The organism is Algoriphagus limi, from assembly GCF_024919275.1.
GTDB classification, from domain to species: domain Bacteria; phylum Bacteroidota; class Bacteroidia; order Cytophagales; family Cyclobacteriaceae; genus Algoriphagus; species Algoriphagus limi.
Genome location: NZ_JANWGH010000002.1, coordinates 749,829 through 773,702, shown reverse-complemented (window position 1 = coordinate 773,702; position 23,874 = coordinate 749,829). Strand labels below are relative to the sequence as shown.

Below are 23,874 nucleotides of genomic sequence, written 5' to 3'. Positions count from 1 at the left end.
GCTTAGGATTTGTTTGAATTAATAAATTCGATATTTCTTTTCAGTCCGGCAAATTTGGTGCGCTTAACGGCTGATTTTTTAAAAACTTTCCGGAAGGTTTCCTCCGTCATCTCTATCCAGTCCTGATTGGTAAATTCCTCGAGCTCAGGATGGGGCAAAAAAGCAGGTTCTTGATGGGGTTTTGAAAAGCGATTCCAAGGGCAAACATCCTGACAGATATCGCAGCCAAAAGCCCAATTTTCTAGTTGCCCCTTGAATTCGTTAGGAATAGCTTCCTTTAATTCGATGGTCAAATAGGAAATACAACGAGATCCATCGACCACTCCAGGCTGCACAATGGCATCCGTAGGACATGCATCGATGCAGGCGGTACAAGTGCCACAATAGTCCTTCGCCAAAGGGCTGTCAGGAGTTGCTTCCAGATCGATAATCAACTCTGCTAAAAAGAAAAAACTTCCCATTTTTCGGTTGAGTAGAAGGCTGTTTTTCCCAATCCAACCCAACCCAGCTTTTTGGGCCCATTGCCGCTCCATAACGGGTGCGGAGTCCACAAAAACCCGCCCGTCGATTTCACCTATCTGCTCTCGGAGCATTTCCAAAAATGTCTTCAGCTTTTCTTTGATTACCAAATGATAATCCTCTCCATAGGCATATTTGGCAAGTTTGATAGAATCAGGATTTTCAGGGAGTTTCTTTTCGGGATAGTAATTGTAAATCAGGGAAAGCACTGTTTTTGCCCCAGGGACAAGCTTAGTCGGGTCTAGGCGCTTATCAAAGTGATTCGCCAAATAGGACATCTGTCCTTGATAGTTTCGATTCAGCCATTCCTCTAATCGGGGAGCTTCTTCTTCTAAAAATTCTGCTTTAGCAATCCCACAAAAATCAAAGCCCAATTGACGGGCAATTTTTTTAAGTATAGCAGTATGCTGATCGGCTGAACTCATCAAGCCGAAATTAAGATTTTATTCAGATCTCCGCATATCCGGCCTGTCCTGATACCATTGTTCTTCGAAAGTTTCCTCAATTTGAATGGGAGCAATCAAAACCGTCCATACCATCCATAGTACCAAGAAAGGCCCGGCAATAAACAACAACCAAATCAAGGGCAAGGCCACATTCAGCTGAATAAGAGTCACAAAGATGATCAAAGCACCTGTGACAAATCCGACTGCAAATTCATAGTTTCTCATTTTTAGAATAAATTGTCTTTTCAGGTAAACTCATCAAGCCTCCCTCTTGTTAAACCCAATATGAAAGGATTTCGGTTCACTCAGTACGTACCCCCACAGGATCCGGAGAAAAACACCTTCGAGAATTTGCTGAATATTTTCCTGCAACTCGTGACCATGACGGGTGGGGATGTAGCAGAGACTTTGAATTGGTTGAGCAATCTGGATAAGCGATATAATCTCACCAACCCAAATTATGGCATCGGGGACTTCATTGAAGATCTCAAATCAAAAGGATACCTAACCGAAGAAAATCAAAAAGGTGAGTTCAAAATCACCGGAAAAGCAGAGCAAACCATTCGAAAATCTGCTTTGGAAGAAATCTTTGGCAAGCTCAAGCGAGGAAAATCTGGACAGCATAAAACCACCCATTCAGGTCCGGGTGATGAAAAAGGAAGTGATCGTCGTGCCTATGAATTCGGTGACAATTTAGATCAAATAGCTCTGACTGATTCCCTGAGAAATGCCCAAGCTAATCACGGTCTTTCGGGAGACTATTTATTAACCGAAAATGATCTGGAAGTAGTCGAGCAAGAATATCGCTCCCAGACTTCCACGGTATTGATGATCGATATTTCCCACTCTATGATTTTATACGGAGAGGATCGCATCACCCCTGCCAAAAAAGTAGCCATGGCTTTGGCTGAATTGATCAAAACCCGCTATCCAAAGGACACGCTTGACGTAATCGTCTTTGGAAATGATGCCTGGCAGATCGAAATCAAAGATTTACCCTACCTACAAGTAGGCCCCTATCATACCAATACCGTCGCAGGTTTAGAATTGGCGATGGATTTATTGAGACGAAGAAAAAATCCCAACAAGCAGATCTTTATGATCACGGATGGGAAACCTACCTGCCTGAAAGTAGGAATCAAATACTACAAAAACGCATTTGGCATCGACAGCAAAATTTTGAATGAAACACTCAAACTGGCTGCACAATGTCGAAAGCTAAAAATCCCAGTAACCACATTCATGATTGCTTCGGATCCTTATCTCAAGGAGTTTGTGAAGGAATTTACCAAAGTGAATAATGGGAACGCCTATTACAGCAGCCTGAAAGGGCTGGGGGATTTGATTTTTGAAGATTACAGACGAAATAGAACTAAACGCTTTTAATACCTTATGGACTACCAAAACCTAAGCGGAAAAGAACTTACCCAAATCAAAACGCTTGGTCAGCTGAAAGCGGCTGGCTATCAACCCAAATCCATCAAAGAGGAACTCCGGGATAATTTGATTCAAAAAATCAGACAAAAGGAAAATGTCTTTGCTGGAATCTGGGGTTATGAAGATACTGTCATCCCGGATATTGAGCGGGCTATTTTATCACGCCACAATATCAATTTGCTCGGACTTCGCGGACAAGCCAAGACCCGTATAGCCCGAATGATGACCCAATTGCTGGATGAATATGTGCCGGTGGTTTATGGATCTGAATTGAATGATGACCCACTCAATCCATTGTCCACTTTTGCCAAAAACCTGATTGAAGAAAAAGGGGATCATACCCCTATCATTTGGTGGCATAGAAATGACCGCTACACTGAAAAGTTGGCTACTCCCGATGTATCCGTAGCGGACCTAATCGGAGATGTGGACCCGATCAAGGCGGCCACATTAAAACTTAGCTACAATGACGAGCGAGTGATTCATTATGGTTTAGTACCCCGCTCTCACCGATCCATCTTCGTGATCAACGAATTGCCAGATTTACAGGCGAGAATTCAGGTAGCTCTATTCAATATTTTGCAGGAAGGGGACATTCAGATTCGAGGTTTCAAATTGCGGTTGCCTTTGGATATTCAATTTGTCTTTACTGCCAACCCGGAAGATTACACCAACCGGGGTAGCATCGTGACTCCTCTGAAAGACAGAATCGAAAGTCAGATCATCACACACTATCCAAAAAGCATCGAAATCGGGAAAAAAATCACCGCACAAGAAGCCAATTTGGAAGGTAAGCCTGTAGATAAAATTCATGTACCGGAATTGATGCGTGATTTGATCGAGCAAATCGCCATCGAAGCTCGTGGTTCTGAATATGTAGATGAAAAAAGTGGGGTTTCTGCCCGTTTGACTATTTCAGCGTTTGAAAATCTGATTTCTGCAGCAGAACGCAGGCTCTACCTCAATGGAGAAGAAAATACGGTTGTTCGAATCGCTGATTTAATTGGGGTGATTCCTGCTATCACTGGAAAAGTTGAACTAGTCTACGAAGGTGAACAGGAAGGAGCTGGATTAGTCGCATATAACTTGATAGGAAAAGCAATTCGAAGTCAGTTTGTCAATTATTTCCCTTCACCGGAACAAAAGAAGAAATCCAAAGAAGGAAATCCCTATGTGATTCCTTTGGCTTGGTTTGGTGAAGGAAATGAACTGGATATTCTAGCCTCCCAATCGGACAAAGAATACAAAAAAGCTCTTCATGAAGTCCCTGGATTGGAAGCAGTGGTCACTGGTATGGTCAAAAATCTGCCAGAAAAAGAGAAGGAATTCTTTATGGAATTTGCCTTGCATGGCCTTGCAGAATACTCACAACTCAGCAAGAAACTCCTCGACACAGGCTTGCAGTTTAGAGATCTATTCAGCTCCATGTTCAACATGGGAATGAGTGAAGAGGAAGATTTTGACGAGGACGATTTGTAATAGAAAGGATCAAATACCTCCATTATTACCAAATTGAGTGTATTCACTCACAATTTCCTATAATCAAGAAAAGAGGCCTTCGCCTCTTTTTTGCATTCAAACTTTTCCTCTATACCTTTGTTCCTAGATCATAAGGGGTGCCCTAATATCACGGGCTGAGATCATACCCATATTACCTGATCCGGGTAGTGCCGGCGAAGGGAAATGAGCAAGCAGAGTAAGCATTCGAAAAATCAGAATTGGTACCGACTGGCTTTTTTGATGGTTGCTTTTGCAAAACGGGTAAACAAGTACGGATGACTTCCCCTAAGTCTTCCCATGTTTAACTCAATCTCCCGAAAGGGTTTATTACACATGAAAAATTTATGGCTATGTCTGGCTTTTTGCCTGACTACACTTGCTGCACATGCACAACAACAAGTGAGGGGAAAGGTATTAGATCAATCAACCAATTCCCCATTAATCGGAGCATCCATCTGGGCAGAGGGCACCGGAAGAGGAACTGTTACCGACATGGATGGAAAATTTGTCCTTTCTAAACTTCCAGAAGGAACCCTGAATATTCGGGTCTCTTATTTGGGTTATGAATCCATCACCCAAGAAATTTCTGTTCCAACCTCTGAGGAATTGATTTTCAGGCTACAAAGCAAGGAATTCGTTTCGGAAGAGTTCATCGTTTCGGCCACTCGCGCTTCGGAAACGACACCCACTACCTTCAAAACAATTGACAAGGCAGAATTGGCGAAACGAAATCTCGGACAGGATATTCCTATCCTTTTGAATTTCACTCCATCCGTTGTTTCTCATTCTGATGCTGGAGCTGGAATTGGCTACACGGGAATCAGAATCCGAGGAACAGACCAAACCCGAATCAACGTTACCATCAATGGAATTCCCTTGAATGATGCAGAATCACATGGAGTTTTCTGGGTGAATATGCCGGATTTTGCAAGTTCAGTGGACAATGTCCAAATCCAGCGAGGCGTCGGTACCTCTACTAATGGGGCAGCTACATTTGGGGCAAGTTTGAACTTCCAAACGGATACTCGACAAGAAGAAGCTTATGCCCAGGTTGATAATGGATTTGGAAGCTTCAATACCTGGAGACATACCGTCAAAGCAGGGACAGGACTTTTGAATGACCGGTTTGCCGTAGATGCACGACTTTCCAAAATCACCACCGATGGCTATGTAGATCGGGCATTTTCGGATTTAGGATCCTACTTCCTTTCTGGTGGATATTATGGAGAAAATCACATGGTGAAATTAAATGTCTTCTCCGGAAAAGAAAAGACCTACCAATCCTGGTGGGGATTACCTGAGTCTTTGCTTGAAACGGACCGAACCAACAACTACTACACTTACGAAAACGAGACAGACAATTACCAGCAGGATCATTATCAATTGATCTATACTGGAAAAATTGGCACTAATTGGAAAACCAATTTGGCACTTCACTACACCTACGGTAGAGGCTATTATGAGCAATATCGAGAGGATGATGATTTTGCAGATTACAATCTGCCTAATGTGGAAATTGGTGGAGAAGTTATCAGCAGTACCGATATCATCAGAAGAAGATGGTTGGATAATGACTTCTTTGGCTTTGTGGGCTCGGTAAATTATGTCTCTGACAATGGACAATGGGATGTAATCTTGGGAGGTGGAGCCAATCGCTATGATGGGGATCATTTCGGAGAAATCATCTGGGCTCGAATTGCTGGCAATACCGATATCCGCGATCGCTACTATGATAACAATGCCATCAAAGATGATCAGAATATCTATGCTAAAGCTACCTACGAATTAAAACCAGGATTTAACCTTTTTGGAGATCTACAGCTGCGAGGAATCAATTACACCTTCTTCGGAGTGAATGATGACCTTCGAATCGTAGACGGAGAGGAAAAATATACCTTCTTCAATCCGAAATTTGGCTTTTCTTACGAAAAAGGAAACCGAACATGGTATGCTAGCTATGCCATTGCCAATCGGGAACCTGTTCGTTCAGATTTTACGGATAATCCCATCACTGAAGTTCCAAGACCAGAACGCCTCAACAATATCGAAGCAGGTGTAAGATCCAGTGTTGGAAACTTCACCTACAATGCCAATTTCTACTACATGGATTACAAGGATCAGCTTATTCTAACTGGTCAAATCAATGATGTGGGGGCTTATATCCGAGAAAATGTTGCCTCCTCTTATCGGGCAGGAATCGAATTGGACGGAGCTTACCAAGTCTCTTCAGCTTGGACAATTGGTGGAAATATCGCATTCAGCCGAAATAAAATCGCGGAGTTCACCGAGTATATCGATGACTACAGCGTAGAGGAATTCCGCCAAGAATCCATCACCTATTCCGACACGGACATTGCCTTCTCTCCCAATTTGGTAGGTTCGGCTATCATCGAATTCAAACCAACCAAAAACCTTTCTTTAAACTGGTTGAGTAAGTATGTGGGGAGACAATTCTTGGACAACACATCCAATGAAAATCGTGCTTTGGATGCCTTTTTCACCAATGACCTTCGCATCAGCTACTCAGCACAGCCAAAATTCTTCGAAAGCATAGAAGTCAATTTGTTAATCAACAATATCTTCAATGAGCTCTATGAACCAAATGGCTATACTTTCAGCTATTTCATCCCGGGAGATACAGGAAGGGAATTGATTACAGAAAACTACTACTATCCTCAGGCCGGAACAAATTTCCTCTTGGGAGTTAGTATGAGATTTTAAATAAAGTAGAGGCTGTCTCAGAAATTTACATTTTGAGACAGCCTCATTTTTTATAGAGATTACTACTTTTTACCCTTTACTGTTTTTCGTCTTCTGCTTCTAGTTTTTATATTGGAGATAAATTCATTTTACCACTATCCATACTTTTTGTGAAAGAAAGTCCCGAAGAAAATTTTCCAAGTTTTTCCTTAGAGCGATACCGAATTTTAGTCGAGGAAGCCCTTGATATCATCTATGAAACAGATCCTGAGGGGAACTTTACTTTTGTAAACAGAATAGCTTCGGAAGTATTAGGTTATTCGAGAAAAGAACTACTCAGCATGCATTATCTCGAACTCATTCGAGAAGATTATAAACAAAATGTTCAGCAGTTTTATCGAAACCAATTAGCTTCCAAAGAAGAGACCTCGTATTTAGAATTTCCCATACTTACAAAAAAAGGTAAGGAAGAATGGGTTGGACAAAAGACTCGATTTCATTATAAGGGAGAAGTCTTTATTGGAGCAATTTCCATCGTTAGAATCCGTACTAACCGGTATAATTTCGAAAAGGCACTAAAACAGTCTGAAGAAAAATATCGAGGAATTCTGGAAAGGCTACAATTTGGCTTGATTGAAGTAGATTTGGATGAGCGCATCCAATACGTCAATGATGCAATGTGCCAAATGACCGGGTTTTCAAAAGAAGAAATGCTTGGCAAAATCGCCTCTGAGTTATTGGCTTCAAAGGAAACCAAAGCTGTACTTGATGAACATCATCAACTTCGGGAGAAAAATCAAGGAAGTGCCTATGATGCGAAAATCAATCGAAAAAACGGAGAACCTTTTTATGCAATCATTTCTGGGGCCCCCTTATATGACCTTCAGGGGAAACGAACAGGATCGGTGGGAGTTCATGTAGATGTCACGCAAAGAAGGAAAGACGAATTAGAACTCCGACGGATACAAGCGGAATTGGACAAGTATACCTATGCCCTGGAGGAGCTCAATCGAATAACTTCAGAATTTTCTCTCGGTCCTAAAGAGCAGCTAAATCAAAGCTTTCGATTTATTTCTGAATATTTTGGACTTCCATTCGGGTTTATTGCTGAATTCAAAGAAGATAATTCGACAACATTTATTGAAGTTCTAAGTTCAGAGATTTTAAAACAGCTGAATAAAACCTATCCTTTAGAACAGACTATTTCTGGTTCAGCATTTTTAGAGGAAAAACTAATTGCCATAAATGACACTTCTGGCACTGCTTATGAAAAACTTCCTTCTGTAAAAAAACTTGACTTGAAAGCATGTATCGCCATGCCTGTTTATATGGATGGGGAAAAATTTGGATCTATTTTTTTGGGCTCATCCGAGCAAACAAAAGATTTTTCACAATATGACCTTGAATTATTCCGACTTTTTACCCGATATATCAGCTATGTACTGACTGCTCAAAAAAACCAAAATACACTCAAAAGCCGAAGAGAGTCCCTTTTACAATCCAATGAGCAATTAAAATCAAGGCAAGAATTTCTTTCTGCGATTACCCGTTTTGTTACAAAAATATTAGATGAAGAGGATTTACATTCCTTAGCCTGGGAAATCGTAGAGAATGTAATCGGAGAGTTTGATTTCGTGGACTGTGTGATTTATGTAGTCGATGAAAAAAAACAATGCCTTGTTCAGTTAGCCGCCAGGGGACCTAAGGATAAGGGAAACCGAAAAATTAAAAACCCGATAGAAATCCCTTTTGGAAAGGGAATAGTAGGCGCTGTTGCAAAACGTGGTAAGGCAGAAATAATCAAAGACACAGCAGATGATCCCAGATATTTTAAAGATGTAGGTGGATTTAGGTCCGAAATTACCGTCCCTATTTATTTCGAGAACAAAATCATAGGTATAATCGACTCTGAGCATCCTGAACCAAATTTCTTTACCCAAGAACATCTGGAAACTCTTACCATCATTGCAAATCTTACCGCATCCAAACTGAAGAATGCCCAACTAAAACTCCAAAAAGAAAAGTCTGAAAAAGAACTAATAGACCGAGAAGCATTATTAAGGACCGTCATACAAACAGCCTTGGATGCCGTGGTTACTGTAAACAAGGAAGGGCTAGTGACAGGATGGAATCCACAGGCAGAAACCATTTTTGGATGGAAGGCAAAAGAGGTGATGGGAAGACCAATGACTGAAAATATCATCCCAATCAACTATCGGGAAGCGCATGACAATGGGATGAAGAATTATCTCAAAACGGGTCATGGCCCTGTTTTGAATCAGCGGTTTGAAATCACCGCCATGCATAAATCTGGGAGGGAATTCCCTATAGAAATCGCCATTATTCCCCTTAAGCTTGGAGGAAGGACCACCTTTACCGCATTTATAAGGGACATTACGCTACAAAAAAATACCCGAGAAGAACTAGAAAAAAATCTGCAAAAGGAACGCGATTTAAGTGAGTTAAAATCACGCTTCGTATCCATGACTTCCCATGAATTCCGGACTCCACTAACTTCTATCAAACAAAATGTAGATTTGATTGAGTTTGCCTTAGAAAAGAAAAACCCCGAGATCAAACCAGAATTTGAGAAGTATTTCGAACGGATTTCTAGTGAAATCGGAAGAGTATCCTCATTGATGAATGATATGTTGCTTCTTGGCAAAATTGAAGCAGGTAAAGTAGAAGTGAGGCTCAGACCAATGAGCATCATAAACCTAACGAAGGATATCATCTCTAAACTTTCAGTTGGAAGAGAAGACAATCGTTCGGTTCAGCTGGAAATCAAAGGACTGGAAAGGGAAATCCATGCAGACCAAAGCTTGATGGATCATATCCTAACCAATCTATTGGCCAATTCTTTGAAGTATTCTGAGGGAAAGTCAAACCCCGAGCTTACCATCAACTTCGAAAATCTCTCCGAATTACAGATTAGTATCAAAGACTTTGGCATAGGAATCCCAGAAAAAGATCAAAAAGACCTGTTTTCTTCTTTCTTTAGAGCAACCAATGTGAAAAACATACAAGGTTCGGGATTGGGCCTGTCGATTGTAAAGGAATTTGTCAATTTGCACCAAGGCACGATAGAAGTAAAAAGTGAAGTCAACAAAGGATCGGAATTTATCGTCAAAATCCCGACTTTGAGCACCAAATCGATTTAATATGAAAATTTTGATCGTAGAAGACGATCCCATGATCGCACAAAGTGTAAATGACATTTTAACAATGCTTGATCATGATGTCGTGGGAGTAGCTGAGAGCGGAGATGAGGCAATTGCAATTTGTAATGAAAAAGCCCCTGAAATAGCCCTACTCGATATTCAGATTGCTGGAGACATCGATGGGGTCGAACTTGCTGAAATTATCCGGGATCAATTTGATATCCCTTTCATTTTTACCACCGCATTTGCTGATAAATCTACCATAGAAAGAGCCAAAGAAATGGGTCCCTTCGGATATCTAGTCAAGCCCTATGGAATCAAAGAAGTCAATGCGGCAATCGAGGTTGCAAAGGCTGCATTTGACCGCTTGAAAAAAGCCGAGAAAGCAAACCAGAATATTTCGAAAATCATAGACAACAGCCTCTTTTTGAAAGTCGATAATAAGCTTATCAAAGTAAAAATCGAGGATATTTTATATATCGAAGCGAAGGGAGATTATGCCCTATTCAAGACCAAAGCTAAAGGGTATATTGTCCATGCTACTATCAAGAAAATAGAGGAGAAACTCAGCGATTACAACTTTCAAAAGGTACACCGTTCGTTTATCGTCAATTTGGCTAAAATCATCGACATCGAAGAGTCCAATTTACTTATAGATGATAAGGTCATCCCAATCTCCCGTGCCAATAAGGAAGCCCTGATTAACCGTTTGAATTTACTCTGATATTGCCAGACGCTTGGCCTTTTCCCAAGTGACTGCCTGCTTTCCTTTAGCATATCGAAACCATCCTTTGATGACACAGATATGCATGAAAATGAAATAAAAAGGTAAATGCATCCATTTTTTCTTGGTCTTTCGCTCCCGAAACTGATAGCCTAAAATCACCAGAGAATAGAATCCAAGTTGGGAAAGCAGGATAATCTGGTAAATCAGACCATGATCCCAAAGTAAAACATTAGCGGGAATCAATAATAGTAATGCCAACGGCATCAAGGTCCAACGAATCACACGATGGGAGAAATATTGAAAACTTAAGCCTGGATGATTCCATACCTTCCAAAGACTAGAGAGTCTATTGATAGCTTGAATTCCACCTGCAGAAATCCTCACTTTTCGTTTTTCTTCTTCAGCAACCGAAGCCGATCCGTACTCCACAGCCTTTGCTTCAGAAACATAAGACACCTTATATCCTGATTCTGCAAGTCGCAAGGTCATCACAAAATCCTCGATGATCGTATCTTCTTCCATGGGTTGATACATAATGGTACGTAGAGCTATCAGTTCTCCTGCAGAGCCCACTAGCGTATTCCATTGAGCGTCCATTTTCTTCAAAAATGACTCATATTTCCAATAGGCTCCCTCACCCGAAGAACTTGCTCCTTCATCGGCTCCAGATCGAACAACTTTCTCTCCTGACACTGCAGCTACCAGGTTTGATTGGAAAGGATTAGCCAGTAGGCGGATAGCTTCAGGGTTTAGCATGACATTGGCATCACAGAATATTGTAATCTGAGAGTCAATAGAAGGCATGACTCGATTGATGGCAGCTATTTTCCCTCTTCTAGCTGGGGAATGAGCATAATGAATTTGCGGTGCATATTGCTCCAAATATTGAACAGTCCGGTCCGTACTTCCGTCGGTAACAAAAAGGATTTTCAGCTTATCCTTAGGGTAACTTAAGGCTAAACAGTTTTTTACCTTTTGATCGATTATTTCTTCCTCATTGTAAGCGGCTACAACCAAAGTCACCGAAGGTAAATCCTCATCTTCCAATTCAGAATAGGAATTCTTTCTTCCTTTAATTTTTGCCAATAAAGTGATAATCATACCATACCCTAAAAAGGTATAGAGAATGATTCCCAACAAGATCCAAAATAGAATTTCCATGACTTTTTTGTTTGAAATTAAAAGACCGAGGATGTTACTGACTGTTTAAATCGATCAACGGAAGCCTGAATACGACGAATGACCGGATTTATCGGTAAGTGTTGGGTGAGAATTCAATAGGATTTGTCCAGCCAGTTTTCTGAAAAATCAAAGCATCAAGAACCCCTCTTCTAAAAGCTTTTCCATGAGACTTTGATAATGAAATCAGGTTTTTAGGAAGACTAACTGTCAGAAAGAATAAAAGAAAAGCAGGATAAACTTTACCATTCCTTCTCATGAAGTGAATGCGGTTTCTCGTCTGATAATATACCTTCAGGGGACTATTTTTCCCTGTGCTGATGGATTCTTTATGAAGGATGTAGGCATTTTGACAGACCAGTATTTTATATCCCTTATCCCGCAATCGCTGAGACCAATCCAACTCCTCATAATAAAGGAAATAGTCTTCGGGCATCTCGCCGATCTTTTCAACCACCTTACTGGAGATCATAACGGCAGCTCCGTGGAAATAACTCGTTTCCTTCCAGGGTTGAATAGGAAGTTCTTGTTCTAATTTATTCCTTCCTGTCAAGGAATTTATCGGCGTAAATCCCGAGTATTGAATCCGGCTGGGATCTTCGTCATATCGGATTATCGGACAAATGGCTCCAACATTTGGATTAGAAAATCCCTCCAACAGGGACTCAATGACCCCTTTTTGCAATTCGGTATCATTGTTTAGAAAAAACAAGAAATCGCTGGTAGCCTTTCTAATTCCCAAATTATTGGCTCCAGCGAAGCCTAAGTTTACCGGTGAATTAATCACCCGAACCGCAGGGTGAAACCTGGAATAATACTCGGTATCATCAGCGATTTGTTCATTATCCACCACAATTATTTCCAAATTGGAATAACCACAAGACAGGATGCTTCTCAGAAGTACAGCGGTTACCTCTTTTTGTTTATAGTTGACCGTGATGATACTGACTTTTGGCGCTTTCATTATTCAGGTTTTTTACCAATCACCTGAATAGCATTCCCCCAGGTATTGTCATGAAAAACCCGATCCAGCTTCACCAGCGCCTTTGCGATAGGAAGAGAACTTAGCTGACCAATAACTCCGGCTTTTTTGCCTAGATAAGCTAGTTCCCAACCCATGCGGGAAAACCAGCCGTCAGAATGGGAAGCATGAACTACTTCAAACCCTTCCTTTTCAAAGCGATTTTTCAATCCCTTCAGATCATAGATTTGTCCTACATGCTCCTCTTCCAGCCATTCCTGATGCTCTTCAAATAAATCCTCAGGAAAGATGGTTTTTTGTTCTCGATTTGGAATTTTTACCAAAAAATACCCTCCTGGCTTAAGCCGGTCATAGACTTCCTGAAACGGCATCTGATTTTCCTCAATATGCTCGAAAACGTCTATTGAAAAGGCAAAGTCCAGTTCAGGCAGATATACATCCTTCAAGTGATCCGAATAAGTTTTGATATTGGAGGTCAGGCTTTTTCGAATTGCCTGCCGGAGCATATAAATCCGCTCTTGATCTATATCCAAAGCATGGATTAGCCCTGAAGGAAAAGCCTTAGAAAGCGAGAAAGCGTATTCTCCATACCCCGTTCCCAAATCCAATATTTGTGGGTTTTGAGGTAATGAAACTTGATTTACCAGCTTTTTGAAAATGGTAAAGCGAGCGTAATTTCCCAAATTGGTATATCCAAAAATTTTATAGAAAGCCTTTGAGAGCATTGGAAACTTGACCATTCTCTCAGAGGTATAAATTTGAGCTTCACCGAAAGTTAAGTTCATGGCTTTTTTTGTTTAGTTGATTAAAGATTGAATTAAAAAGCAACCGAAATCGCTGTATTGTCCCCACAATAGGGAGATATTTTTTTAGTCTAAGCTGACCGATAAAGACAGTCAAAATCACACTACTTCCTGTTGCTATTACTGCCCCGGTTAATCCCCAAATCGGAATAAGGCTGGCATTTAGAATCACATTTATAACCAGGCTTAATGCCAGCATTTGGAAATTTACATTTGGCTTTCCGAAGGCATCCAGTGACATTCCAAATACTCTTCCCCAAGGTTTGGCAAATGAGGCAGCTACCAGAATCAACACCAGCGGTACTGCATTGCTGTAACTACCAGAGCTAATCCATTCAATGATTGTCTCGGTAAACAACATGGTTACCAATCCGCCCGGAAGCAACAGAACAAATAACAGAAGGATAGATCGGGAATATTCTAAATTCAGATGAGTGGGCTGATTGCTTCGACTAGCTGCAGCAATACGAGGATAAATCCATGGACTGATCGCCGAAAGCGGAAGTTCCACATACTGAAGAACCTTGCCTGCAACCAGAAAAAGTGCCACCTCTTCCGCACCTAAGAAATAGGCTATCATTAACAAATCCGCCTTCTGAAAGAGAAGAGAAAGGGCATTGGTTCCTGCTACATGCTTTCCGAATTGAAGCATTTTTACCAACCAACCAGAACTTGGAAATTGGATCCGAATCCAACCTTTCTCAAAAAAGCCTAATAATAAAACCAACATAGCTGAGCCTGATTGAAGAAGGAGTAGGGAAATCAAGCTTACCTGATTCGATATCAGGAGAAAAGCCATCCCTAAAGCGGAAATAATCAGGTAAGCAACAGTTGCTTTGAAATAGGATCGGCTTTTATTCTTGGCAAAAAGAAGGTTAAAGTAGGTTTGAATGGAACCCAGACCTAGTAGACTCAGAACAGAAAAAGGCAATAAAATGCTGAGGGTTGGCATTTGGAAAAAAGCAGCCAAGGGACCTGAAAGAATCAGAAGAATAGGGTAAATCAATGCAATAAAACCCAAATGAATCCCTAAGGCAGAACCCATAATTCTACCTTCCTGCTCTGGCTGTTGTAGTAAAAACCGGGTAAGCCCATTGTGAATTAACCCTTGGCGAATCCCGTCAATTAACGCGATGAGCATTTGGTATAGGCCCCAAGCCGCAAAAGATTCCGCACTTAGATTCTTAGCAGCAAGCATAAAAAAAAGCATGTTGGTCAGCAGAAAAAAAACCTGCCCACCCATAGCTCCCGCCAATTGTTTGATAATGGAGGCCTTCATGCTAACCAGCGATTTTATAGTAGCAATCCAGAGTCTGTGAAGCTATCTTTTCCCAAGTGAAATTTTCAAGGACATTTTCCCGACCCAATTCTCCCATCTTTCGAGCTAATTGGGGGTTATTGTTAAGGAAAGCCATCGCAGAGATAAAACTCTCAGGGTTTTTAGGGTCACATAAGAATCCATCCCTTCCATGTGAAATACTTTCGCGAATGGATGCCAAATCCGACACAACTACCGGGATTCCCGCCAAATTAGCCTCTAACAACACGATACCTTGTGACTCATAAACTGAAGGCAATAACAAGCCACGATAATAAGGCAACAAGTATTTAATCACCTGATTGTCTCGCTCACCCAACAATCTTACTTGAGACGACAAGCCAAGATCTTCGATTTTGTAGAGAATTTCTTTTTCCTGTGGACCCGAACCAATGATATCGAGAAAGATCTTTTCCTCGCTTTTGGCAAGAGCTTCCAAAATTGGCAATAGGCCTTTTACGGGATGAAGCCTTCCTACAAATACAAAACGATCAACCGTCTGGGCAGAAGAAATTGATATCATTCCTTGCGCATTAATACCATTTGGGATCACCTTGATTTGCTCAGATTTGGATTTTGGAGTGAGTTGGTTTTTAAGGTCTTTACTCACAGCAATGGATAAAGCCGCTTCATTTACCATATTCCGCTCCCAGTGTTTTACCACATTGGCATGGGTCCATTCATTGAAGTTCCTCCCGGATTTAGACTCCAAAGATGTGAGACCATGAAGTGTTTGGACGAGTTTACTTTTGATTTCCCTAATCTGGTAGAGTAAATAACCACTTCTTCCCTGAGCGTGAATAATTTCAAAATCCCTATGATGTTTTTTCACCCATTTTTTTGCAGCAAGATTAAATGCCCACTCTTCAGCCAAAAATGAAATCATCGGCACATATCTACCTGGAAAGAACGGAATTTCTTGAATTTGAATCTCCTCTATCATTTTGGTTTGAGACGATTTCAAAAACGCACCCCCTGTAAGGATTGTCACGCTGTGGCCTTTCTCCTGGAGGGCTCGGGCTAGATCCCAGGTATGGGTTTGAATCCCTCCTTTGAATTTCCAAGGAAGCGATTTAATGATAAGAAGTATGGAAAGGGACTTTTTCATGTCTCTATTTTTATTCAAAGAATCCACCTATTTATTAGGGATTTTTGAGGTTTCGATGGATGAGAGATTACCCACGATCAATGGGAGAGCTACTACGACGAATGTTTTTCTTCTTTTTTGGTTTTTGGGCGGACAGAGACCGTATCTCTCTCTTCCCTTGCTGTATTCCCCAAATCAAAAAGAGCATCGCAACAGGCAAAACCAGTGGCCATGGCATTCCTTGGACTATCATAGTGGCGTGTTTTGGTGGGTGGTATGAAGAAACTGTGTCTTGGATTTTTTCATCCAAGTCAAAGCTTTGAATGCAGAGAAGAATAATCCTGGCATGGCCAGCATTAATGTCTTCCAATTCTTTGCCCAAAGTGCGTGAGGCAAAACCAATAAATAAGAAAATGCCAAGGCAATAAAAGCAAAGAGAAAAATTCCGATGAGAATCTCACTTCCAATCAGTGCGGAAATAAGCATTCCGATCATGATTCCTAGCGGTGCCAAAGCTCGAGGTGGTAAGGCCAGTTGTAGGCTTTTATGGAAATAATCTACATTCCCATGAAAAAGGCCTGAAATAGCTGGGCCAAATGACTTCTTGAAGAAGGTATATTGACTTTCCAGCCATCTTCCCCTTTGCTTTGAAAAAGCTTCGTGACTTGCTACTTTTTCATCCCAAACCTGAACCTCCGGAGCATAGTGAATATATTCTCCTCTGGAAGTCAGCCATAGCTCCATCTCCTTATCAAATCCGCCAACAGCCTGAAGATTGGGTAAAACTTCTTTTGCCAAATCAAAATCCAAAACCATGGCTGATCCCGTCAATTTGCTTGAAAGCCCCAATTGATTTGCACCTTTGCAAAGCAATTCCTGGTTGGCTTTTTCAGACAATCCATCCAAAAGTTCGATAGGCTTACCTGTATTCGCAGCAAGTCTTTCCCCTTGAATAACTCGGAATCCCATTGCCACATTCTTTTCGGCCTGATCCACAAAATCAGATTCCAGAATATTGTCTGCATCCAAGATTACTAAAAGCTCAAACTCTCTTTCGGCTAATTCAGAAGTTAGAGCGGCATTCAATGATTTAACCTTGGTGCTCTTATCAAAACCAACTCGCACTACCTCAGCCCCCATTTCTTCAAGCTGATTAATAGTTTCTTCTTGTAATTGATCCGCAATGACGGTCAGTTTCCAGTGCGGGTAATTTTTAAGAACTTGAAGGTTTTGTGAAACTGAGTATAAAATCACAGAATCTTCCCGATACGCAGGTACCAAAACCCAGGATTTTTTTTGGATAGGGCTAGCATGCTGATTTTTACGATATGTTTTTGAAGCTATAGCCAGCACTAGCTGATACAGGGAAGCCAATCCAAGATATAAGGCTGGCAGGAATAAGATGATAGTCAACCAATTCATATTTATTTGTTTTTTGAAGGCCAATGAGGAATAAGGAAGAGAAAAGGAATCGCGAGGTTCATAATCATACCCGTAGGCATCTGTCCAAAAACCTGATTCCCATAGCTGGAAAAGATCACTCCGACAATCGAGGCATAAATAGCCATTGCATAGGATTTTTGTTTGGGAGATTTGAGTCCCATGCAGACTGCTCCTCCTTTCCCCATAACATAGCCTAAGAAACTTATGTGAATCAAGAGGCCGACGAAACCCGTCTCTGCCCAAATCTTTACAAACCAAGAATCGGTAGCCGTATTGGCCATAAGTGAGTCTGGATTGAATCGTGCACCCCAAAAACCGGCAGTACCGACCCCTCCACCAAATGGTTTGTCAGCGAGATATTTTCCAAAGGTGATTTGATTTTCAAGCCTTACTTCCAAGGATCGATTATTCGGATCAAGGGCAGTTCGCATTCTCCGCACTTGCTCCACCCCTTGAAATAGAAAGGTGTATTTGAGAATTACGAAAACCAGAATCATCGCCGAGACTCCAGCCCCCAATACTTTAAAGTTTTTGGTAGTAATGAGATAGGCAATGCCTCCGAAAAGCGGAACAGCAAGAGCGCCCCTCGTCCCGGAAATTGCAAAGCCTAAAAAGAAAATCAAGGCAGCAATTCCAAAGAAAATCCTTTTTAGAAGAGGAAGTGGACTTACGGCAAGAATCCCCGTTAGCAATGCCATCATTGCCTGAGAAGCTCCAAATTGCCCGGCATCACTATAAAATGAAAATACCCGGAGGACCCCATGCAGGATATGTTCTTCATGGTGATTTTCGTCCCAAAGCCATCGGTATTCGGCGGCATCGACCCCAAATATCTGTTGTTTAAATCCCCATGCAGTTCCTGCTAGAGAAAGGATGATTAGTATGTTCAAAAAGGTATAAAAGTCTTTTTCCTCTCTTAAAAAGAGGTAAATCATTGGAACAGAAAGTACCTGATAAAAGCCAATCCCTCTCATGGCATAAAACCAAGCCACAAGACCATTGCCATGGGGATTAAAAATCTCAAAAACGAGATAGGCCATCCAAACCAGAGAGAATAGGGTAATATCGTTTTTGGCTTTTTTCCAGTCGATTTTAACAGATGAGTTTATCAGAGTAAAAAGCAAAGAGAGAAACAGAAAAATATCGATCGTCAAACCCCAAGGCGCTACGACATATCTGCTTAGACCTGAAATCAAAAAACCCATAATCAAGCTCAGCCAAATCCCAGCTTTTGGATCCGTCCAAAGAAAAGACAAGAGGCCAATTACGAAGGGCAGGCCCAATAAAAAGAAGCCTGCAATAAGCCCAATCTTTACCATCATCACAGTAGCCAAAAAAATGAAGCCTGCCAGGAAAATTACTCCTAGACCACTCTCCAGTTTGATGGCTCCTGTTTTGATTTTACTTATTTGGGAAAAGACCATTGCTTTAATTTTAATCAAAGCTAAAAAGGGCCAATCGGAATAATTTTGATATACGACTAGTTGCAGTCGGCTTTCGACTAATGGCAGAATTCTGCCGTTAAATGAAAAAGCCTCCTGATCAGGAGGCTAGGGCTTGCAGAAATTCCTGGGATCTTGCTTCCCAGCTGTTTTTGGATGCAAAATCAATCCGTTTAGCTTTTTTGAGTCGATTATCCGATCGCTTTTCCCTATGAATTCCTTTTATAAATGTCTCTGTATCCGAAGAAATCCTAACCACCTCATCAAAATCACTGAGGTCTGCAAAATCAGTACTGACCACTGGTTTTCCCAGCGCTAAGTACTCGTTAATTTTTAGCGGATAGATAGATTGGGTAAATGGCGTTTTACGAAAAGGAATTAAACAAACATTCCAGTCCCTTACTACATCTTTAATCTGATCTTGGGGACAACTTCCCAAAAAAATCACATTACCCGGCAAATCAGATGTAGTCTTGACCGGCCCAAGAATTTCAATCAGATAATCAGGATAGGCTAAGGCTACCTGCTCCAAAAGCTCTAAATCTATTCGCTCATCAAATGCCCCCACATATCCCAATTTCTTTTTTGCTTTATGTAAAAAATCGGGTTTGAATAAACTCAGGTTTACCCCATTTTTCACACAGGAAACCTGTGGGTGAAGCTGATCAAACTTTTTCTTAAGTCCCTCGGAACTTACGATAACCTTTTCTACCTCTTTAAGGAATTTTCCTTCGTAAGTCTTTCCCCACTTCCCGGCCCAAGGCGTAGAAGACAAATCATCATAAGCATAGTATGTAACAGGAATACCTTTCCAGAATTTTCTTGTATACCAACCAAAAACCGGGTTGAAAGCATTAATCACTTGGACATCGGCCGTATTTACTGTTTTTAATATTCGATCTATAGTCGGCTTGACAAGATGCGCATTGACTTTCATCAAGGCATCAAATAGATTAGGCTGATTGATCCATTGAGTAGGAATAATCGGTCCTGAGTTATAGACTTCAATAGTTCCAAATTCTGTTTCTATCATCCTTACCTCACCCCCAAGCATATTTTTCTTTGGTGCGTGTGGGTTAGAAAAATAGTCCTTCCAAGTATATGGGTAATCCAAAAAGATTACCCGGTGTGTGGCAGACATTCTGGTAATTAACTCCAAGGTAGACTTCACATAGGGAGTGTCCCAGGCTGGGAAACTATGGCAAATAATTGTAGACATGATTTAGCTTAACAGTGATTTTACTTTTGATCTCAACCAGGATCTTTTTCTTGGAACTTCACCTGTGATTTCTTCCATGATATCTGTTCTCACATGATTTAAGAAAAGAAGAGGCTTTTTTCCAATAAACTTTTTGAAGACTTTGAGCGCATGTTGATCGGCCTCAGTCCATTTGCGATCAGCTCTTGCCACGAGCAGAAAAATATCTCCCTCTTGAACCTCCATATCAAATGGATGGTGAAGTAAAGAGGGAATTTCGTTCAACTCGAATTGATCTTTATACTGAGGAAAGTACTCGCTTAAATGATCTTTTACGGAAGCAATCAGAATACTTTTCCCCTCTCCTGGAAGAATACTGGCAAAGTTGACCCGAACCTTGGTTTTGTCCTGAGCTAGTATTCTCAATTCTTGGATAAACAGATTCAATGCCTGCCTGGATAACTGGTCAAAATCAACCGGATGTTTTTCAGGTCTTTTAGGATATTGAGGCATGATTCCAGCCAATTTCAAACCTGTTTGTTCAGAGGCATTTCTAGGGGTTTTTAGGCTTCCATCTAGGATCTCCATGGTCACTACAAGTCCCGCAGGCAAAACCAATCCAACCAAGAAGGATAGGATAACCATCATCGCTGCCTTTGACTTTTCAGGTTGGGCAGGATAGTAAGGAAAGTCAATCACCTTCAAATTGGTGGACATCATCATGTTATACTTATGTAGTCTGGCTTGATTATAGGAGTGGAGATTTTCCAAATATTCTCGCTCAGCCACATCAATTTCACTTTCCAACCTTCTTAAGGTCGAACCTAATGGAGCAAATCGATCATAAATCTGATCATACTCCCTCATTCTGTTTTGCATTACCTGAATCTGTGCCGTTGCTTCTTCATAAGTAATGACAGAATTAAGCCACTGGGTCAAAATATTCGTGGTAGGAACTCCATCGGTAGTATGATTGTGATCCACCACATCGGCAGTATTTGACATCATTTCGGCTTTGAGAATATTGATTTTTTGCTCAAGCTCCTCTTTTAAAACCGCGCTTTGGAAATCCCCCTGACCTCTGTCGATCAAGTTTAATTCCATCAAGGCAAAATTGTAATCTGCAATTTGGTCCTGACTTTTTGAAATCTGATTCTGAAGCCTTGCTAGAGTCTTTTTATCCGAAATTTCATTTTCCATTCGAGTTAAAGAAGACTTCGCTCCTGCCTGAATCTGAAGCTGTTCCTGGTATTTCTTATCCAATTCTTCTCTATTACCTGCGATGAATCGGGTTTGCTCGTAGTAGTTGATGATTTGGTTTTTAACACGGAAACTTAACAGTTCATCTTCTGCATTCTGCAACCTATCCAGAGTCTTCTGGGTAGCCTCCTCAAAAAATTGAATAACCGTATCCGATTGTCCTTCCTTGATATTTTTTTGCTTGTCAATAAATATCTCCGTCAACAGTTCCAATGTCCTTTTACTCAAAAAAGGGTCTATGGAAGTATATTCCATTCGAATCATATCAGAGCTTCCCTCTCTGAATACTTTGATGGTTTCCAATTGCTCAACTCCAATCAATGGGTTTTTTGAATAGGTGAGTTTGTAAATTTCATTCCCTTTGTCGCTGTCTCTTTTTTCCTTAATAGCCACCAATAATTTCTCGGGTGAATTTCCTTTAATACCAGATTGAGCGACACTCTCTAGAAGAGCTTCGAGTTCTCCATTATTATCATCCAAAAGTGTTGCCTCTGAATTTTGGGCTTGAAAAACCAATTCGGCAAAAAGACGTGCAGACAATTCTCTATTGGTTTCAAGAGAAGTAGCAAGATTGATCAGGTTATCAATCTCATTATTCGTGTACGCATAATCGATCCGATTACCCTTACTACTCTCAATATTATATCCTGAAATCAGTCCCGTATTGAGTAGAGTATGACTCTTATATTCTTTTTTGTTTTGAAGAGAAAAGTAGCCAACTGTAATAGCGAGAAAAAAGGCTGTTCCGACCAAATAAGGCGCAAAGCGGACTAATAGCCGCACTAGTTGTACGAAAGTCATGATTTCTTGAAAATTGAGGATCCAACAAACTGCTCTAGTGTCTGCATGTAAAACCATGCATCTCGCTTTGTTTTTTCTAATTCGATTTTGGCAGTATTCAAAATGTCCAAAGCCATTCTATATTCATCCATAGTTGCTGTTCCATTTCGGAAATGCTGTTCTGTGATCTGAACAGCTGTTTCATCAGCTTCCACTTTTTTGGCTTGCAATCGAATAGTGGTTAAGCTTTTCAAAAGTTCATTATACCGTTTGGTGACTTCCTGTTGAATAGTCTGCTCAATATCCAGTTTCTGAAACTCCATCTCTTCGATGGCCAATTCCTGGATTTTAATCTGGTTTTTCCTCGTTGAAAGCTCAGAAAGCGGTAATCTAAGTGCAGCTCCTACATAATATGTGGAGGAGGTATTGGTACGGAATACCGTACTAATATCCTGAGGAGTGGTGAGGCGATCTGCTACCACCACATTTCCATAATTATACCCTCCCGTAAGGGCGATGTGTTGGGTCCAGCTCTTTTTTGCAATTTTGATTTCTTCCTGCCGCTGTTCCTGACCTTTGGATAGCCTTGAAATCAGAGGGGCATTCGAAATAGCTGTTTCGATCAATACACCTAACGGAAGTAGATTTTCCTCAGTAAGAGAAGAATTTACTTCCTGTCCAAAAACATGGAAGGGGATTAAAAACACTAAAATTAGACTCCAATTTTTCATTTCTCTTTGAATTAGGCTTACTCGGAAATCACCGCAGTTGCCCTGGTGATGCTACTTTTTGATTTGCCTTCTGCTTTGACCATGAAAGGCTGCTCAATCCATCTGTAAGCGATTACACCACAAAGAAAAATCATAGGAAGGGCTATCATCAGACTTATCGATAACTGACCGAAATAGTCAGACCAATGACCGAATTTCCCGACGAACAAATAAAAGCCTTCCAGCAAAGGAAGGTGTATCAAGTAAAGGGTATAGCACATACCTCCGATGATTACTACCCAGGTAAGAGAAAGAAATTTGGGTAGTATTTTTCCATAAAAAGCTGAAAAGAAGACTCCCAATAAGCCTAACTCAAAAAAGAGTGTTTTCCATAATTCCTCCGTCCATGTAAAAGCCATCATCAATGCCAAAAAAGGGAAAAACAAATCCCAAAGCACTGATTTGCTTTTAATAGCAGGCTTTGTATAAAAATCTGCTGCTAGCATCCCTACAAGGAAGTGTTGAAGTTGGCCTAAAATTGAAGCTTTGAAGGGCATCAAATGCCAACCCATCCCATGTTGGAAGAGAAGGAAAGAAAATATTACATAAACAAGCCCAACCCTTCTTACGGTTAGGTTTCGGATATCAAAATAGAATTTGGCAAGAAAAGGGGCAATGAGATAATACTGGATCTCAACTTCTAGAGACCAGGCTACTGGATTAATAATAGAGTAATCTCCATAAAAAAGCTGATGCGAGTAAGTAATAGTAGCAAAGAAATGACCTATCAATTCCTTGCCCGGATAATCTCCTTTAATCAATAAAATGATGGCAAATATACTCATCCAAAGAAGAAAAGGAGGCTCGATCCGAATTAGCCTACGTTTGAAATAGCTTCCATAGGATTCTCTCTCCCTGTTTTTCGCAAATGGCAAGCTGAGGATGAAACCGCTGATGGCGAAAAACAGAAATACCCCAATGGTACCTCTTGAGATCAAAAATGAAAGCATTTCCTCCCAAGCAGTCAATTCGCCTACCTTCCCATATTTAAAAAGACGTTCGTTGGCATGTTGAAGGATGACAGGTACAATAGCTAAAAATCTCAACCCATCTAAAACCGGGAGGAATTTCCCGGAATGAGGCTTTCGGATAAGTTTTTGACTTAGTGTAGATAAAATCATG

General features: G+C 40.9%; 19 protein-coding genes and 1 riboswitch. Of the genes, 6 read left to right on the top strand and 13 right to left on the bottom strand.

Annotated elements, in window-relative coordinates:
* Positions 1–2: 2 nt before the first annotated feature.
* The gene (gene queG, locus NY014_RS11760; protein ID WP_259414775.1) at positions 3–944 is read right to left on the bottom strand and encodes a tRNA epoxyqueuosine(34) reductase QueG; all 942 of its coding nucleotides are present in this window, start codon (positions 942–944) and stop codon (positions 3–5) included.
* Between the two features lie 18 nt (positions 945–962).
* Complete coding sequence (locus NY014_RS11755; RefSeq protein ID WP_259414774.1) at positions 963–1,190, bottom strand: hypothetical protein; 228 nt, start codon at positions 1,188–1,190, stop codon at positions 963–965.
* A 60-nt stretch (positions 1,191–1,250) separates the two neighbouring features.
* On the opposite strand from NY014_RS11755, the gene NY014_RS11750 reads away from it, so the two are divergent.
* The 5 genes from NY014_RS11750 (at position 1,251) to NY014_RS11730 (ending at position 10,487) form a co-directional block, all read left to right on the top strand.
* Entirely contained in the window at positions 1,251–2,351 is a 1,101-nt protein-coding gene (locus tag NY014_RS11750) for a vWA domain-containing protein (protein ID WP_259414773.1), read from the top strand.
* Between the two features lie 6 nt (positions 2,352–2,357).
* Entirely contained in the window at positions 2,358–3,881 is a 1,524-nt protein-coding gene (locus NY014_RS11745) for a P-loop NTPase family protein (protein ID WP_259414772.1), read from the top strand.
* Positions 3,882–4,004: 123 nt separating this feature from the next.
* Positions 4,005–4,101, top strand: a riboswitch (TPP riboswitch).
* Positions 4,102–4,235: 134 nt separating this feature from the next.
* Positions 4,236–6,623 carry a TonB-dependent receptor gene (locus tag NY014_RS11740; RefSeq protein ID WP_259414771.1) on the top strand — a complete coding sequence of 796 codons (2,388 nt, stop codon included), beginning with the start codon at positions 4,236–4,238 and terminating at the stop codon, positions 6,621–6,623.
* Positions 6,624–6,772: 149 nt separating this feature from the next.
* On the top strand, positions 6,773–9,763 hold the full coding sequence (locus NY014_RS11735; RefSeq protein WP_259414770.1) for a PAS domain S-box protein: 2,991 nt from the start codon (positions 6,773–6,775) through the stop codon (positions 9,761–9,763).
* 1 nt (position 9,764) lies between these two features.
* Entirely contained in the window at positions 9,765–10,487 is a 723-nt protein-coding gene (locus NY014_RS11730) for a LytR/AlgR family response regulator transcription factor (RefSeq protein ID WP_259414769.1), read from the top strand.
* On the opposite strand, the gene NY014_RS11725 is transcribed toward NY014_RS11730, so the two are convergent.
* The 5 genes from NY014_RS11725 to NY014_RS11705 all read right to left on the bottom strand — a co-directional run bounded on the left by NY014_RS11725 (position 10,479) and on the right by NY014_RS11705 (position 15,880).
* Complete coding sequence (locus NY014_RS11725; protein WP_259414768.1) at positions 10,479–11,651, bottom strand: glycosyltransferase family 2 protein; 1,173 nt, start codon at positions 11,649–11,651, stop codon at positions 10,479–10,481. The two genes, NY014_RS11730 and NY014_RS11725, sit on opposite strands and share 9 nt — an antisense overlap.
* Before the next feature lie 88 nt (positions 11,652–11,739).
* The gene (locus tag NY014_RS11720) at positions 11,740–12,633 is read right to left on the bottom strand and encodes a glycosyltransferase family 2 protein (RefSeq protein WP_259414767.1); all 894 of its coding nucleotides are present in this window, start codon (positions 12,631–12,633) and stop codon (positions 11,740–11,742) included.
* A complete protein-coding gene (locus tag NY014_RS11715; protein ID WP_259414766.1) occupies positions 12,633–13,436 on the bottom strand; it encodes a class I SAM-dependent methyltransferase in 804 nt (267 codons plus the stop codon). Before NY014_RS11715 ends, NY014_RS11720 begins: the two co-directional genes overlap by 1 nt.
* Entirely contained in the window at positions 13,417–14,733 is a 1,317-nt protein-coding gene (locus NY014_RS11710) for a lipopolysaccharide biosynthesis protein (RefSeq protein WP_259414765.1), read from the bottom strand. Before NY014_RS11710 ends, NY014_RS11715 begins: the two co-directional genes overlap by 20 nt.
* Position 14,734: 1 nt before the next feature.
* Positions 14,735–15,880, bottom strand: a complete 1,146-nt coding sequence (locus tag NY014_RS11705) for a glycosyltransferase family 4 protein (protein ID WP_259414764.1) — start codon at positions 15,878–15,880, stop codon at positions 14,735–14,737.
* Between NY014_RS11705 and NY014_RS11700 the strand changes: the two genes are divergently transcribed.
* Positions 15,879–16,139 carry a hypothetical protein gene (locus tag NY014_RS11700; protein WP_259414763.1) on the top strand — a complete coding sequence of 87 codons (261 nt, stop codon included), beginning with the start codon at positions 15,879–15,881 and terminating at the stop codon, positions 16,137–16,139. The genes NY014_RS11705 and NY014_RS11700 overlap by 2 nt on opposite strands.
* On the opposite strand, the gene NY014_RS11695 is transcribed toward NY014_RS11700, so the two are convergent.
* The 6 genes from NY014_RS11695 to NY014_RS11670 form a co-directional block, all read right to left on the bottom strand.
* Positions 16,109–17,281: a glycosyltransferase family 2 protein gene (locus NY014_RS11695; protein WP_259414762.1), complete on the bottom strand. Its 1,173-nt coding sequence runs from the start codon at positions 17,279–17,281 to the stop codon at positions 16,109–16,111. The genes NY014_RS11700 and NY014_RS11695 overlap by 31 nt on opposite strands.
* 2 nt (positions 17,282–17,283) lie before the next feature.
* Positions 17,284–18,726 (bottom strand): O-antigen ligase family protein, encoded by a 1,443-nt coding sequence (locus NY014_RS11690; protein WP_259414761.1) that lies wholly within the window; start codon positions 18,724–18,726, stop codon positions 17,284–17,286.
* 118 nt (positions 18,727–18,844) lie between these two features.
* Positions 18,845–19,963: a glycosyltransferase gene (locus tag NY014_RS11685; protein ID WP_259414760.1), complete on the bottom strand. Its 1,119-nt coding sequence runs from the start codon at positions 19,961–19,963 to the stop codon at positions 18,845–18,847.
* Positions 19,964–19,966: 3 nt separating this feature from the next.
* The gene (locus NY014_RS11680; RefSeq protein WP_259414759.1) at positions 19,967–22,003 is read right to left on the bottom strand and encodes a GumC family protein; all 2,037 of its coding nucleotides are present in this window, start codon (positions 22,001–22,003) and stop codon (positions 19,967–19,969) included.
* A complete protein-coding gene (locus NY014_RS11675) occupies positions 22,000–22,713 on the bottom strand; it encodes a TolC family protein (protein ID WP_259414758.1) in 714 nt (237 codons plus the stop codon). Before NY014_RS11675 ends, NY014_RS11680 begins: the two co-directional genes overlap by 4 nt.
* Before the next feature lie 17 nt (positions 22,714–22,730).
* Entirely contained in the window at positions 22,731–23,873 is a 1,143-nt protein-coding gene (locus NY014_RS11670) for an acyltransferase family protein (RefSeq protein ID WP_259414757.1), read from the bottom strand.
* Position 23,874: the final 1 nt, after the last annotated feature.

Excerpts from the sequence above, each read along its gene's own strand:
- NY014_RS11745 (WP_259414772.1), top strand. The coding sequence starts at position 2,358 with ATGGACTACCAAAACCTAAGCGGAAAAGAACTTACCCAAATCAAAACG.
- NY014_RS11700 (WP_259414763.1), top strand. The coding sequence starts at position 15,879 with ATGTCTCTATTTTTATTCAAAGAATCCACCTATTTATTAGGGATTTTT.
- NY014_RS11730 (WP_259414769.1), top strand. The coding sequence starts at position 9,765 with ATGAAAATTTTGATCGTAGAAGACGATCCCATGATCGCACAAAGTGTA.
- NY014_RS11740 (WP_259414771.1), top strand. The coding sequence starts at position 4,236 with ATGAAAAATTTATGGCTATGTCTGGCTTTTTGCCTGACTACACTTGCT.
- NY014_RS11715 (WP_259414766.1), bottom strand. The coding sequence starts at position 13,436 with ATGAACTTAACTTTCGGTGAAGCTCAAATTTATACCTCTGAGAGAATG.
- NY014_RS11685 (WP_259414760.1), bottom strand. The coding sequence starts at position 19,963 with ATGTCTACAATTATTTGCCATAGTTTCCCAGCCTGGGACACTCCCTAT.
- NY014_RS11690 (WP_259414761.1), bottom strand. The coding sequence starts at position 18,726 with ATGGTCTTTTCCCAAATAAGTAAAATCAAAACAGGAGCCATCAAACTG.
- NY014_RS11695 (WP_259414762.1), bottom strand. The coding sequence starts at position 17,281 with ATGAATTGGTTGACTATCATCTTATTCCTGCCAGCCTTATATCTTGGA.
- NY014_RS11670 (WP_259414757.1), bottom strand. The coding sequence starts at position 23,873 with ATGATTTTATCTACACTAAGTCAAAAACTTATCCGAAAGCCTCATTCC.
- NY014_RS11720 (WP_259414767.1), bottom strand. The coding sequence starts at position 12,633 with ATGAAAGCGCCAAAAGTCAGTATCATCACGGTCAACTATAAACAAAAA.
- queG (WP_259414775.1), bottom strand. The coding sequence starts at position 944 with ATGAGTTCAGCCGATCAGCATACTGCTATACTTAAAAAAATTGCCCGT.
- NY014_RS11750 (WP_259414773.1), top strand. The coding sequence starts at position 1,251 with ATGAAAGGATTTCGGTTCACTCAGTACGTACCCCCACAGGATCCGGAG.
- NY014_RS11755 (WP_259414774.1), bottom strand. The coding sequence starts at position 1,190 with ATGAGAAACTATGAATTTGCAGTCGGATTTGTCACAGGTGCTTTGATC.
- NY014_RS11675 (WP_259414758.1), bottom strand. The coding sequence starts at position 22,713 with ATGAAAAATTGGAGTCTAATTTTAGTGTTTTTAATCCCCTTCCATGTT.
- NY014_RS11705 (WP_259414764.1), bottom strand. The coding sequence starts at position 15,880 with ATGAAAAAGTCCCTTTCCATACTTCTTATCATTAAATCGCTTCCTTGG.
- NY014_RS11710 (WP_259414765.1), bottom strand. The coding sequence starts at position 14,733 with ATGAAGGCCTCCATTATCAAACAATTGGCGGGAGCTATGGGTGGGCAG.
- NY014_RS11725 (WP_259414768.1), bottom strand. The coding sequence starts at position 11,651 with ATGGAAATTCTATTTTGGATCTTGTTGGGAATCATTCTCTATACCTTT.
- NY014_RS11680 (WP_259414759.1), bottom strand. The coding sequence starts at position 22,003 with ATGACTTTCGTACAACTAGTGCGGCTATTAGTCCGCTTTGCGCCTTAT.